This is a genomic window from Streptomyces sp. NPDC056987, assembly GCF_042673865.1.
In the GTDB taxonomy this organism is placed as follows: domain Bacteria; phylum Actinomycetota; class Actinomycetes; order Streptomycetales; family Streptomycetaceae; genus Streptomyces.
Genome location: NZ_JBHURV010000018.1, coordinates 19,893 through 33,210, shown reverse-complemented (window position 1 = coordinate 33,210; position 13,318 = coordinate 19,893). Strand labels below are relative to the sequence as shown.

The window sequence follows — 13,318 nt, the reverse complement described above, 5'->3', positions numbered from 1 at the left end:
ACGCATGACAACGGCCGACGGAAACCGGGCCCGCCACGCCGTCGTGGTCGGCGGGGGGCTCGCCGGGATCACCGCCGCCCTCCAGCTCGCCGACGCCGGGGTACGGGTGACCCTCCTCGAAGGCCGGCCGCGCCTCGGGGGACTCGCCTTCTCCTTCCGCCGCGGGGACCTCACCGTCGACAACGGCCAGCACGTCTACCTGCGCTGCTGCACCGCGTACCGCTGGTTCCTCGACCGGGTGGACGGCGCGGCCCTCGCACCGCTCCAGGACCGGCTCGACGTACCCGTCCTGGACGTCGGCGGGGCCCGCGCCCGCCTCGGCCGGATCCGCCGCACCGCACTGCCCGTACCACTGCACCTCGCGCCCGGACTCGCCGCGTACCCGCACCTCTCGCTCGCCGAGCGTGCCTCCGTGGCCCGCGCCGCCTTCGCCCTCCAGCGGCTCGACCTCGACGACCCCGCGCTGGACGGCACCGACTTCGCCACCTGGCTCCACCGCCACGGACAGTCGGCCCGTACGGTCGAAGCCCTCTGGGACCTCGTCGGGGTGGCCACCCTCAACGCCACCGCGCCGAACGCCTCCCTGGCGCTCGCCGCGATGGTCTTCAAGACCGGGCTGCTCTCCGAGCCCGGCGCCGCCGACATCGGCTGGGCCCGTGTCCCGCTCGGCGACCTGCACGACACCCTGGCCCGCAAGGCCCTCGACTCGGCGGGGGTACGCACCGAACTGCGCACCCGGGTCGGAGCCGTCTCCCGCGCCGACGGCGGCGGCTTCCACGTCGACGTGGCGGGCGAACGGCTCGACGCGGACGCCGTCGTCCTCGCCGTACCCCAGCGCGAGACGCACGCCCTGCTGCCCGAAGGCGCGCTGGACCACTCCGGCCGGCTGCTGGAGATCGCCGACGCGCCCATCGTCAACCTCCATGTCGTGTACGGCCGCCGGGTGCTGCGCCGCCCGTTCTTCGCCGCGCTGGGCTCGCCCGTCCAGTGGGTCTTCGACCGCACCGACGCCTCGGGACTCACCGACGGCCAGTACCTGGCGGTCTCCCAGTCCGCCGCCCAGGACGAGATCGACACCCCCGTCTCCGCACTGCGCGAGCGCTACCTCCCGGAACTGGAACGCCTCCTGCCCGCCGCCCGCGGCGCGGAGGTACGGGACTTCTTCGTCACCCGGGAGCGGACGGCGACCTTCGCCCCCGCCCCCGGCGTGGGCCGGCTGCGCCCCGCGGCCCGTACCCGCGCCCCCGGCCTCTTCCTGGCCGGCGCATGGACCGCCACGGGCTGGCCCGCGACGATGGAGGGGGCTGTACGCAGCGGTTTCGACGCCGCGGGCGCGGCTCTCTCCGCACTCGGGCACCGCCATCAACACCCCTTGCAGGAGGCGGCATGAGCCCGAGTACTGCACCGACGAGTACTGGAACAAGAGGAGAGACCGTGCCGACTGTGCCCCCGGCCCACCCGGTTGTCGACACCGCGGACGTCCACGCGCTGCTGGAGCGGGGACGGAGCCTGTCCACGCCGGTCCTGCGCGCCGCCGTCGACCGGCTGGCCACCCCCATGGACACCGTCGCCGCCTACCACTTCGGCTGGATCGACGCCCAGGGCCGCCCCGCCGACGGCGACGGCGGCAAGGCCGTCCGGCCGGCGCTCGCCCTGCTCTCCGCGGAAGCGGCCGGCGCCGCCCCCGAGAAGGGCGTCCCCGGCGCCGTCGCCGTCGAACTGGTCCACAACTTCTCGCTGCTCCACGACGACCTCATGGACGGCGACGAGCAGCGCCGCCACCGCGACACCGTCTGGAAGATGCACGGCCCCGCCCAGGCCATCCTCGTCGGCGACGCCCTCTTTGCGCTGGCCAACGAGGTGCTGCTGGAGCTCGGCACGGTCGAGGCGGGCCGCGCGACCCGCCGGCTCACCACCGCCACCCGCAAGCTGATCGACGGTCAGGCGCAGGACATCTCCTTCGAGCACCGCGAGCGGGTCACCGTCCAGGAGTGCCTGGAGATGGAGGGCAACAAGACCGGCGCGCTGCTCGCCTGCGCCGTCTCCATCGGCGCGGTCCTCGGCGGCGCCGACGACCGCACGGCCGACACCCTGGAGTCGTACGGGCACCACCTCGGACTCGCCTTCCAGGCCGTCGACGACCTGCTCGGCATCTGGGGCGACCCCGAGGCCACCGGGAAGCAGACCTGGAGCGACCTGCGCCAGCGCAAGAAGTCCCTGCCGGTCGTCGCCGCGCTCGCCGCCGGCGGACCGGCCTCCGTACGGCTCGGTGAACTCCTCGCCACCGACGTCAAGAGCAACGACTTCGAGAACTTCTCGGAGGAGGAGTTCGCCACCCGGGCCGCGCTCATCGAGGAGGCGGGCGGCCGGGAGTGGACCTCCCAGGAGGCGCGCAGGCAGCACGCCGTCGCCGTCGAGGCCCTGGACCGGGTCGACATGCCGGAAAAGATCCGCGCGCAGCTCGTCGCGCTCGCGGACTTCGTCGTCGTACGAAAGAGATGATCACTATTCCCATATGACCGCAGTCGCCGTCCTGCGCCACCGGCACCGGACGACGGAGACCCCAGGCACAGCAGAAGAACACCACTGCACGAAGGGGAAGCCATGACAGCGACGACCGACGGAAGCACCGGGGCCATGGGACCCCGCGCAGCCTCGGCCAGCGGACCGACCGACACCACCATCCTCCCCGCCGCGGGCGGTGACCTGCGGGTCGCCGCCGAGCGGGCCACCGCACGCTCCGTCGAGCACCTGCTCGGCCGGCAAGACGCCCAGGGGTGGTGGAAAGGGGATCTGGCCACCAACGTGACGATGGACGCAGAGGATCTGCTGCTCCGTCAGTTCCTGGGCGTGCAGGACCCCCGTACCACCGAGGCCGCGGCCCTCTTCATCCGCGGCGAACAGCGCGCCGACGGCACCTGGGCCACCTTCTACGGAGGCCCGCCCGAACTCTCCACTACCATCGAGGCCTATGTCGCGCTGCGGCTCGCCGGGGACCTGCCCGACGACCCGCACATGGCGCGCGCCTCCCAGTGGGTGCGCGAACACGGCGGGATCGCCGCGAGCCGGGTCTTCACCCGCGTCTGGCTGGCCCTCTTCGGCTGGTGGAAATGGGACGACCTCCCCGAACTGCCGCCCGAACTGATCTTCCTGCCCAAGTGGTTCCCGCTCAACATCTACGACTTCGGCTGCTGGGCGCGGCAGACCATCGTGCCCCTCACCATCGTCTCGGCGAAACGGCCCGTACGGCCCGCCCCCTTCGCCCTCGACGAACTCCACACGGACGCCGCCCACCCCCGCCCCCGCCGGCCGCTCGCCCGCGTGGCGAGCTGGGACGGCGCGTTCCAGCGCATCGACAAGGCCCTGCACGCCTACCACCGCGTCGCGCCCCGTCTGCTGCGCCGGACCGCGATGAACGCCGCGGCGCGCTGGATCATCGAGCGGCAGGAGAACGACGGCTGCTGGGGCGGGATCCAGCCGCCCGCCGTCTACTCGGTGATCGCCCTGCATCTGCTCGGCTACGACCTCGACCACCCGATCATGCGGGCCGGACTCGAATCGCTCGACCGCTTCGCCGTCTGGCGCGAGGACGGCGCCCGGATGATCGAGGCGTGCCAGTCCCCGGTCTGGGACACCTGCCTCGCCACCATCGCGCTCGCCGACGCGGGCCTGAGCCCGGACCACCCCGCCCTGGTCAAGGCCGCCGACTGGATGATCGGCGAGCAGATCGTCCGCCCGGGGGACTGGGCCGTGCGCAGACCCGGACTCACCCCCGGCGGCTGGGCGTTCGAGTTCCACAACGACAACTACCCCGACATCGACGACACCGCCGAGGTCATCCTCGCGCTGCGCCGCGTCGGCCACCCCGACCAGGACCGGGTCGACGCGGCCGTCGCCCGCGGCGCCCGCTGGAACCTCGGCATGCAGTCGCGCAACGGGGCCTGGGGCGCCTTCGACGCCGACAACACCAGCCTGTTCCCCAACCGGCTGCCCTTCTGCGACTTCGGGGAGGTCATCGACCCGCCGTCCGCCGACGTGACCGCGCACGTCGTCGAGATGCTCGCCTACGAAGGCAAGTCCCACCACCCCGCCACCCGGCGCGGCATCGAGTGGCTCCTCGCCGAACAGGAGACCAACGGCGCCTGGTTCGGCCGCTGGGGCGTCAACTACGTCTACGGCACCGGGGCGGTGGTGCCCGCCCTCACCGCCGCCGGACTGCCGGCCTCCCACCCCGCGATCCGGCGGGCGGTCGCCTGGCTCGAATCCGTCCAGAACGAGGACGGCGGCTGGGGCGAGGACCTGCGCTCCTACCGCGAGGAGGAGTGGATCGGGCACGGCGCCACCACGGCCTCCCAGACCGCCTGGGCGCTCCTCGCGCTCCTTGCCGCGGGGGAGCACGGCAGCAAGGCCGTCGAACGGGGCATCGCCTCCCTCGCAGGGAGCCAGCGGGAGGACGGCTCGTGGGACGAGCCGTACTTCACGGGCACCGGCTTCCCGTGGGACTTCTCCATCAACTACCACCTCTACCGGCAGGTCTTCCCGCTGACGGCGCTCGGCCGCTATCTCCACGGGGAACCGAAGGCACTCACCCACCACGCCGGCGTCCGACAGGGCGTCTGATGGAGCGGTCCGCGGGGCCGCCCACCGGTCCCCGTACGCCGCTGCTGATCGCCTGCGCGCTCGGCATCGAGCGCCTCGCCCTGCGCGGTTCCGGGCGGGGCGGGGCGACGGGACCCGTCACCGTGCTCCGTACGGGCATGGGCCCCAGGAACGCCGAGCGCGCCGTGGTCCGCGCGCTCGGCGGGCCCCGGCACGCGGACGCGCCCGTCATCGCCGCCGGATTCTGCGCCGGGCTCACCCCGGGGATGAACCCGGGGGACCTGATCGTCGCCGACGAGACCCGCGACCGGGACGGCGCCACCCCCTGCACGGGCACCGCCCTCCTGGTGGAGGCGCTGACCCGGGCCGTACCGGGACGCACCGTCCACACCGGGCCGCTGACCGGCTCCGACCATGTCGTACGCGGTCAGGAGCGGGCGGCGCTGCGCGCCACGGGGGCGCTCGCGGTGGACATGGAGTCCGCCGCCACGCTGCGGTGCGCCGTGGCCGCCGGGCCCCGCCCGGTTGCGGCCGTCCGGGTGGTCGTGGACGCTCCAGAGCATGAGCTCGTCCGAATCGGCACAGTGCGCGGTGGAATATCGGCTTTCCGTGTTCTTCGTGCCGTCCTTCCAGCTTTCTATGAATGGCACCGTTCTTTGCTGCTCCCCAGGAGGTGAGCTAGATGGCCATGCCACTCCGTCAGACCATCAGGGTCGGGACGTACCTCTTCGAACAGAAGCTCCGCAGGCGTGAGAAGTTCCCGCTCATCGTCGAGCTGGAACCCCTCTTCGCCTGCAATCTGGCATGCGAGGGCTGCGGCAAGATCCAGCACCCGGCCGGGGTGCTGAAGCAGCGCATGCCCGTGGCCCAGGCCGTCGGGGCGGTGCTGGAGTCCGGGGCGCCGATGGTCTCCATCGCCGGCGGCGAACCGCTGATGCACCCACAGATCGACGAGATCGTCCGGCAACTGGTGGCCAGGAGGAAATACGTCTTCCTCTGCACCAACGCGATGCTGCTGCGCAAGAAGATCGAGAAATTCACCCCCTCGCCCTACTTCGCCTTCGCGGTGCACATCGACGGGCTGCGCGAGCGGCACGACGAATCGGTGGCGAAGGAAGGCGTGTTCGACGAGGCCGTGGCCGCGATCAAGGAGGCCAAGCGGCGCGGCTTCCGGGTCACCACCAACTCCACCTTCTTCAACACCGACACCCCGCAGACCGTCATCGAGGTGCTCAACTACCTCAATGACGACCTGAAGGTGGACGAGATGATGATCTCGCCCGCCTACGCCTACGAAAAGGCCCCCGACCAGGAGCACTTCCTCGGCGTCGAACAGACCCGGGAACTGTTCAAGAAGTCGTTCGCCGGCGGCAACCGGGCACGCTGGCGCCTCAACCACTCGCCGCTCTTCCTGGACTTCCTGGAGGGCAAGGCCGACTTCCCGTGCACCGCGTGGGCCATCCCCAACTACTCGCTCTTCGGCTGGCAGCGCCCCTGCTACCTGATGAGCGACGGTTACGTACCGACGTACCGCCAGCTCATCGAGGAGACGGACTGGAGCAGGTACGGCCGCGGCAAGGACCCGCGCTGCGCCAACTGCATGGCGCACTGCGGCTACGAGCCGACCGCCGTCCTCGCCACCATGGGCTCGCTCAAGGAGTCCCTGCGGGCGGCCCGTGAAACGGTCGTCGGGACGCGGTGACGGCATGACCACGGGAGAGCCGGCCGCACCGGGCCTCCCCGCCACACCGGCCCGGCCGGTCGCGGCGCGCCGTCCGGCGCGCCGTATCCAGGCCGGGCCGCCGGCACCGTGAGCTGAACGAATCCGAGAGGGGGCAGCGCGTGTCTGTCTTGGAGCACATCCGGGGGCCGCACGATCTCAAGGCACTGACGGCGAGCGAACTCGATGAACTGGCCGCGGACATAAGAACGTTCCTCATCCAGGCGGTGGCGAGGACCGGGGGCCATCTGGGGCCCAACCTCGGGGTGGTGGAGCTGACCGTCGCCCTGCACCGGACCTTCGACTCGCCCGTCGACCGCATCCTGTGGGACACGGGCCACCAGGCGTACGTCCACAAACTCCTCACCGGCAGAAAGGACTTCTCCAAACTGCGCGGCAAGGGCGGCCTCTCCGGCTACCCCTCCCGCGAGGAGTCCGATCACGACGTCATCGAGAACTCGCACGCCTCCACCGTGCTCGGCTGGGCCGACGGCCTCGCCAAGGCCCGGGACGTGCTCGGCGGGCATGACCATGTCGTCGCGGTGATCGGGGACGGCGCCCTGACCGGCGGCATGGCCTGGGAGGCGCTCAACAACATCGCCGCCGCGAAGAACCGCCCGCTGATCATCGTCGTCAACGACAACGAGCGGTCGTACGGACCGACGATCGGCGGCCTCGCCGACCATCTCGCGACGCTGCGCACCACCGACGGGTACGAGAGGTTCCTCGCCTGGGGCAAGTCGGTGCTGCAGAGCACACCGGTCGTGGGCCGGCCCCTGTACGAGTCGCTGCACGGCGCGAAGAAGGGGTTCAAGGACGCCTTCGCACCCCAGGGGCTCTTCGAGGACCTCGGCCTCAAGTACGTCGGACCGGTCGACGGCCACGACATCGCCGCCATGGAGTCGGCCTTCCGCCGGGCCAAACGCTTCCACGGCCCCGTACTGATCCACTGCCTCACCGAGAAGGGGCGCGGCTACGCCCCGGCGCTGGAGGACGAGGCCGACCGCTTCCACACCGTCGGGGCGATGGACCCGCGGACCTGCGAGCCGCTCGCCCCGGCCGCCGGACCCTCCTGGACATCGGTGTTCCGCGACGAGATCGCCGAGATCGGGGCGGAGCGCCCCGATGTCGTGGCGATCACGGCGGCCATGCTGCACCCCGTGGGCCTGACGAAGTTCGCCGAACGCTTCCCCGACCGGGTCTGGGACGTGGGGATCGCGGAACAGCACGCCGCGGTCTCCGCCGCCGGACTCGCCACCGGCGGACTCCATCCCGTCGTCGCCGTCTACGCCACCTTCCTCAACCGCGCCTTCGACCAGCTCCTGATGGATGTCGCGCTGCACCGCTGCGGTGTCACCTTCGTCCTCGACCGGGCCGGTGTCACCGGGGTGGACGGCGCCTCGCACAACGGCATGTGGGACCTGTCGATGCTCCAGTGCGTGCCGGGGCTGCGGATCGCCGCGCCCCGCGACGCCGACCAGCTGCGGGCCCAGCTCCGCGAGGCCGTTGCCGTGGACGACGCGCCGACCGTGGTGCGCTACCCCAAGGAGGCGGTCGGCCCGGCGGTCCCCGCGGTCGGGCGCGTCGGCGGCATGGACGTCCTGCGCCGGGCGGCGGACGGCGTGGGCGACGCGGGCGACATGGGCGGCGTACGGTCCGACACCGTACTCGCGGACGACGTGCTGCTCGTCGCGGTCGGCGCCCTCGCGCCGGTCTGTCTCGGCGCCGCCGGACTCCTCGCGGAGCGCGGCATCGGCTGCACCGTGGTCGACCCGCGCTGGGTCAAGCCCGTCGACGAACAGCTCGCCCCGCTGGCCGAGCGGCACCGGCTGGTCGCGGTCGTGGAGGACAACAGCCGCAGCGGCGGCGTGGGCTGGGCCGTCGGCCAGGCGCTGCGCGACGCGGGCGTGGACGTACCGCTGCGTACCTTCGGCATCCCGGAACAGTTCCTGGCGCACGCCAAACGCGGCGAGGTGCTCGCCGACCTCGGCCTCACCCCGGTGGAGATCGCGGGCCGGATCGGCGCCGCCCTGACAGGCAAGGAGAGCGGGCGATGAACGGATCCCCCCAGCCGGCCCCGTCCAAGGGGTTCGACCTGCCGGGGCTGCTCGCGGCGCGCGGCGCCGAGCGCTACGAACTGCACGCGAGACACCTCAACCACCAGCTCCCGCGCATGCTGCACACCATCGGCTTCGACCGGGTCTACGAACGGGCCGAGGGCGCCTACTTCTGGGACGCGGACGGCAACGACTACCTGGACATGCTCGCGGGCTTCGGCGTGATGGGCCTCGGCCGGCACCACCCCGTCGTACGCAAGGCGCTGCACGACGTCCTCGACGCCTCCCTCGCCGACCTCACCCGCTTCGACTGCCCGCCGCTGCCCGGCCTGCTCGCCGAGAAGCTCCTCGCGCACAGCCCGCACCTGGACCGGGTGTTCTTCGGCAACAGCGGTACGGAAGCGGTCGAGACGGCCCTGAAGTTCGCCCGGTACGCCACCGGGCGCCCCAGGATCCTCTACTGCGGCCACGCCTTCCACGGGCTGACCACCGGGTCGCTCTCGGTCAACGGCGAGGACGGCTTCCGGGACGGCTTCGCGCCGCTGCTGCCCGACACCGCGATCGGCCTCGGCGACCTCGACGCGCTGGAGCGGGAGCTGGCCCGCGGCGACGTGGCCGGATTCGTGGTGGAGCCGATCCAGGGCAAGGGCGTCCACGCGGCGCCGCCCGGCTTTCTGCGCGCCGCCCAGGAACTGCTGCACCGCCACAAGGCGCTGCTCATCGCCGACGAGGTGCAGACCGGCCTCGGCAGGACCGGTGACTTCTACGCGTACCAGCACGAGGAGGGCGTGGAGCCGGACCTCGTCTGTGTCGCGAAGGCGCTCTCCGGCGGCTACGTGCCCGTCGGTGCGACCCTCGGCAAGGACTGGATCTTCAAGAAGGTCTACTCCTCGATGGACCGGGTCCTCGTCCACTCCGCGAGCTTCGGCTCCAACGCCCAGGCCATGGCGGCGGGGCTGGCCGTCCTCTCCGTACTGGAGGACGAGGAGATCGTCGCGCGGGCACGCGCCACCGGGGACCTGCTGCGGTCCCGGCTGGCCGCCCTCGTGGACCGTTACGAGCTGCTGCACGACGTTCGCGGCCGGGGCCTGATGATCGGCATCGAGTTCGGCCGGCCGGACTCGCTCAAGCTGCGCGGGCGCTGGACGATGCTCCAGGCCGCCCGCAAGGGACTCTTCGCCCAGATGGTCGTCGTACCGCTGCTCCAGAAGCACCGTATCCTCACCCAGGTCTCCGGCGACCACCTCGAAGTGATCAAATTGATTCCGCCGCTGATCATCGGCGAGCGGGAGATCGACCGTTTCGTGACCGCCTTCACCGCCGTGATGGACGACGCGCACGGCGGGGGCGGGCTCATGTGGGACTTCGGCAGGACGCTGGTGAAGCAGGCCGTCGCGGGCCGTTAGACGGCTGCCGGTCTGGCCGATCCGCGTCGGGTTTTTTTGCCTCCCAGGCAATAAATTTGCCTGGGAGGAAAGTCCCTGGCGCAATGGACGCATGAGCACACCCTCCGCCGGAGAGGCGGCCGACGGGCTGCCCGACGGGCTGCCCGACCCGCTGTCCGACCATCTTCCCGACGTCGCGCCGCGCCTGCGCGAGCTGCGCCGTGGCCGCCGGCTCACCCTGGAGGCCGCCGCCCGGCGGGCCGGGCTGTCCCCCGCCCACCTCTCCCGGCTGGAGACGGGGCACCGGCAGCCCTCGCTGCCGATGCTGCTCGGGCTGGCCCGGATCTACGGGACGACCGTCTCCGAACTGCTCGGCGAGGTGCCGCCGGAGCGCGAGCCGATCGTCCGGGGCGGCCGTGCGGAACCCTACGAGGCCGACGGCTGGACCTACCACCAGGCGGGCGGCCCCGGGCGCGCCATGCAGCCGCTGCGGCTGGAGGTGCCGTACGGGGCACAGGGCGACCTGGTCCGGGTGCACCCGGGCGAGGAGTGGCTGTACGTGCTCGACGGGCGGCTCAGGCTGAGCCTGGGCGACGCCGTGCATCTGCTCGCCCCCGGGGACAGCGCGCACTTCGACTCGCTCACCCCGCACCGCATCGCGGCGGCCGGACCCGAGGGGGCCGAGCTCCTCTTCGTCCACACCCTGCTCCAGAGCCCGGCCGCAGACCTGTGCGTCGGCGGCTCGGCCCCTCATGTCTGATCCTCATGTCCGACCTGCCGAGAGAGGTCCCATCCATGTCGGAGACAGAGCGCCCGGCGCCCGCCGAGGGCGGCCGGGAACAGGTGCCCCCGGGCCCGCGTGTCATGAACGAGGAGAAGAAGTTCCCGCGAGGGCTGGTGATCCGGCTCTTCGCCTATCTGGTGGCCGGCCATCTCTTCGCGGGCTTCCTCTACCTCCTCTTCCACGTCGGGGCCCAGGGGCGGTAGCGGCTTTCGGCCCAGGGGCTTTCGGCTTTCGGCGCCGTCTCCCGCCGTGGCGTCAGCCTTGGTCCAGGAGGCGGGCGCGCAGCCGTTCACGGGTCTCGGGCGCGAGCCGGAGGCCGTTGGAGAGATAGCGGTCGGTGGAGCCCCAGGTCGTGCCGATGGTCTCGAACGCGGCGTCGAGATAGGCGGCGCGGGCATCGAAGAGCGGGCTGAGCAGCTCCATCACCTCGCCGGACCTTCCGGCGGGTGACCGGTCGCTGCGGCGGAAGGCGTAGCGGCGGTGCGGGTCGTTCGACTTGACGTAGTCGGCCGTGATCGCGTCCGGTTCGACGCCGACCGCGAGCAGCGACACGGCGACGGAGAGCCCGGCGCGGTCCTTGCCCGCCGCGCAGTGCAGCAGCGCGGGGACGCTGTCCTCGGCCAGCGCGTGCAGCAGGCGGCTGTGCTCGGCGGTGCGCTCCGTGATGATCGCGCGGTACGAGGCGGTCATCCGGGCCGCCGCTCTGCCGTCCGCGAGGAGCGAGCGGAGCTGGTCGAGGTCGCCGTCCCGGACCATCCGCCAGAACTGGGCGCCTTCGGCCGGGTCGGAGAGCGGGATGTTCACATGGCGCACGCCCGCCAGTTCGACATCCGCGCCGTCGAGCTTGACATCGGCGGAATTGCGGAAGTCGAAGATCGTGTGCAGACCGAGAGCGGAGAGAAAGGCGGAGTCGTCGGCGGTGGCGTGGGCGAGATGACCGCTGCGGTAGAGCGCGCCGTACCGCACCCGGCGTCCGTCCACGGTCGGCAGGCCGCCGACATCACGGAAGTTGCGTACTCCGGACAGCTCGGGCTCGGTGGACGGGACCTGCGGCGACTGCTGCGTCACGCCTGCTCCTCCGTGTCTGCCGTCGGCGCTGCTCGCCGGCGGAGTCGGTCCCCGACCCTACGACATCGGCCGGTGTGCTCATCAGTGCGGCGGAGAGGGCGGGGAGCCCACGGATCAGGATGGGGCGAGTGGGGAGAAAACGCCCAAACGGTGCTCTGTCCGGATTGACTGATTCCGCATAACCTGCCCCGGTCGCGGGGGAGGTGGGCTCCGGCTGGTGAGCAGGATCATATCCGTGACGTTCCGTGGTGACGGTGCGAAAGGGAAGGGCCACCTCGAAAGGGAATTGGAGAGCGGTCTCCACGCAGGGTGACGGGCGATCTTCGGTGCGGAAGGAAGGGCGCGTCGCCGGGGGAAAAGGGTGGCTTGTTCCGGCCGTCCCACTCGCCTACGTTCACCCTCAATCCGAGCGGAACGCCGAATCCTGCCGCCGCCTCGGGGACACCATCCACCCATCACGCGTGGCAGGAGCGGGGGACCCAGGTAGTACGCCGTTCCGATGTTCCGACATCAGGGACGGCTCGGGGTGAAGTCGCGCACCACGCGCGGCCGGGCAGCTCCAGCCCGAACCCGACAGCTCACCTCGTAGGCGCCGGAGAGGAATTCGCCATGCCCGCGAAGGGTAAGCACCGCCGCCCCAGGACCAATCCGTTCTCCCGGGGCTTCATCGCCGCCGGCACGGGCGGCGCCGCCATCGCGCTGCCGCTCATCGGCGCCACCGGCGCGCACGCGGCACAGCAGGCCGCGCCGGCCGCCGTCCCGCAGGCCGCGCCCGCCACCGCGCCGCAGTCCGCGCCGGCCGCCGCGCCGCAGGGGGCGGCCGCCACGCAGGTGAGCCGGACCGCCGGGACCACCGTGCGTACGTACGCGGTGGTCGCGGGCGACTACCTCTCCAAGATCGCCGCGGAGCAGCAGGTCCGGGGCGGCTGGCAGCGGCTGTACGAGGACAACCGCCGCGCCGTCGGCGACGATCCCGGGCTGATCCACCCCGGCCTCAAGCTCACCATCAACGGCAAGGCCCCGGCCGTCCGCTCGGAGGCGCCCACCAGGGCCTCGAAGTCCTCCAGGGTGGCCAAGCCCGCCGAGTCGACCGCGTCGGCGGAGTCGGCCAAGCCGTCGAGGGACTCCTCGTCCGCCAAGCCCTCCACGGACCGGAGCGAGGCGCCCGCCGCCGACTCCGCGGCACAGAGCAGCGCGTCCGGCTTCACCCTGCCGGTCGACGGCATCGGGGTCGGCACCGCCTACCGCGCCGCCGGCGGAAGCTGGTCCAGCGGCTACCACACCGGTGTGGACTTCGTGGCCCCCTCCGGCACCACCGTGAAGGCGGTCGGCGCGGGCACCGTCGTCACCGCGGGCAACGGCGGCTCGTACGGCAACCAGGTCGTCATCCGGCACGAGAACGGCATGTACTCCCAGTACGCCCACCTCTCCTCCCTCTCCGTCTCGGCCGGCCAGAGCGTCTCCACCGGCCAGCAGCTCGGCCTCTCCGGCGCCACCGGCAACGTGACGGGACCGCACCTGCACTTCGAGATCCGGACGGGCCCGGACTACGGCTCGGACGTCGACCCGCTGGCGTTCCTCCGGCAGAACGGCGTCTCCATCTGATCCGTCCGGTCGCCCCCCGGACGCGTTTCCTCGGCCTCGCGGCCCGGCACCCATGCGGTGCCGGGCCGCGAGGCTTTCCGCTATTCCCGCTTGAGGGAAA

11 protein-coding genes and 1 riboswitch are annotated in these 13,318 nt (G+C 72.0%); of the genes, 10 read left to right on the top strand and 1 reads right to left on the bottom strand.

Annotated features, from left to right (window positions below):
- Window positions 1-4 precede the first annotated feature (4 nt).
- From hpnE to ACFTZC_RS21180, 9 genes are all read left to right on the top strand, one after another.
- Entirely contained in the window at window positions 5-1,390 is a 1,386-nt protein-coding gene (hpnE, locus tag ACFTZC_RS21220) for a hydroxysqualene dehydroxylase HpnE (RefSeq protein WP_382891923.1), read from the top strand.
- Window positions 1,387-2,502 (top strand): polyprenyl synthetase family protein, encoded by a 1,116-nt coding sequence (locus tag ACFTZC_RS21215; RefSeq protein WP_382891921.1) that lies wholly within the window; start codon window positions 1,387-1,389, stop codon window positions 2,500-2,502. Before hpnE ends, ACFTZC_RS21215 begins: the two co-directional genes overlap by 4 nt.
- 102 nt (window positions 2,503-2,604) lie before the next feature.
- Window positions 2,605-4,620 (top strand): squalene--hopene cyclase, encoded by a 2,016-nt coding sequence (shc, locus tag ACFTZC_RS21210; RefSeq protein WP_382891919.1) that lies wholly within the window; start codon window positions 2,605-2,607, stop codon window positions 4,618-4,620.
- The gene (locus ACFTZC_RS21205; RefSeq protein ID WP_382891917.1) at window positions 4,620-5,276 is read left to right on the top strand and encodes a 1-hydroxy-2-methyl-2-butenyl 4-diphosphate reductase; all 657 of its coding nucleotides are present in this window, start codon (window positions 4,620-4,622) and stop codon (window positions 5,274-5,276) included. The genes shc and ACFTZC_RS21205 overlap by 1 nt, the downstream gene beginning before the upstream one ends.
- Before the next feature lie 5 nt (window positions 5,277-5,281).
- Window positions 5,282-6,301: an adenosyl-hopene transferase HpnH gene (hpnH, locus tag ACFTZC_RS21200; protein WP_382891915.1), complete on the top strand. Its 1,020-nt coding sequence runs from the start codon at window positions 5,282-5,284 to the stop codon at window positions 6,299-6,301.
- A 140-nt stretch (window positions 6,302-6,441) separates the two neighbouring features.
- A complete protein-coding gene (gene dxs, locus ACFTZC_RS21195; protein ID WP_382891913.1) occupies window positions 6,442-8,376 on the top strand; it encodes a 1-deoxy-D-xylulose-5-phosphate synthase in 1,935 nt (644 codons plus the stop codon).
- Window positions 8,373-9,782, top strand: coding sequence for an aspartate aminotransferase family protein (locus tag ACFTZC_RS21190; protein ID WP_382891911.1), 1,410 nt, complete (start codon window positions 8,373-8,375; stop codon window positions 9,780-9,782). Before dxs ends, ACFTZC_RS21190 begins: the two co-directional genes overlap by 4 nt.
- A gap of 91 nt (window positions 9,783-9,873) precedes the next feature.
- Complete coding sequence (locus tag ACFTZC_RS21185; protein WP_382891909.1) at window positions 9,874-10,521, top strand: helix-turn-helix domain-containing protein; 648 nt, start codon at window positions 9,874-9,876, stop codon at window positions 10,519-10,521.
- Between the two features lie 35 nt (window positions 10,522-10,556).
- The gene (locus ACFTZC_RS21180; protein WP_382891907.1) at window positions 10,557-10,748 is read left to right on the top strand and encodes a DUF6126 family protein; all 192 of its coding nucleotides are present in this window, start codon (window positions 10,557-10,559) and stop codon (window positions 10,746-10,748) included.
- 52 nt (window positions 10,749-10,800) lie between these two features.
- On the opposite strand, the gene ACFTZC_RS21175 is transcribed toward ACFTZC_RS21180, so the two are convergent.
- Entirely contained in the window at window positions 10,801-11,613 is an 813-nt protein-coding gene (locus tag ACFTZC_RS21175) for a tyrosine-protein phosphatase (RefSeq protein ID WP_382891905.1), read from the bottom strand.
- A 439-nt stretch (window positions 11,614-12,052) separates the two neighbouring features.
- Window positions 12,053-12,218, top strand: a riboswitch (cyclic di-AMP (ydaO/yuaA leader).
- A 4-nt stretch (window positions 12,219-12,222) separates the two neighbouring features.
- On the opposite strand from ACFTZC_RS21175, the gene ACFTZC_RS21170 reads away from it, so the two are divergent.
- Entirely contained in the window at window positions 12,223-13,218 is a 996-nt protein-coding gene (locus ACFTZC_RS21170) for a peptidoglycan DD-metalloendopeptidase family protein (protein WP_382891903.1), read from the top strand.
- The last annotated feature ends 100 nt before the right edge of the window (window positions 13,219-13,318 follow it).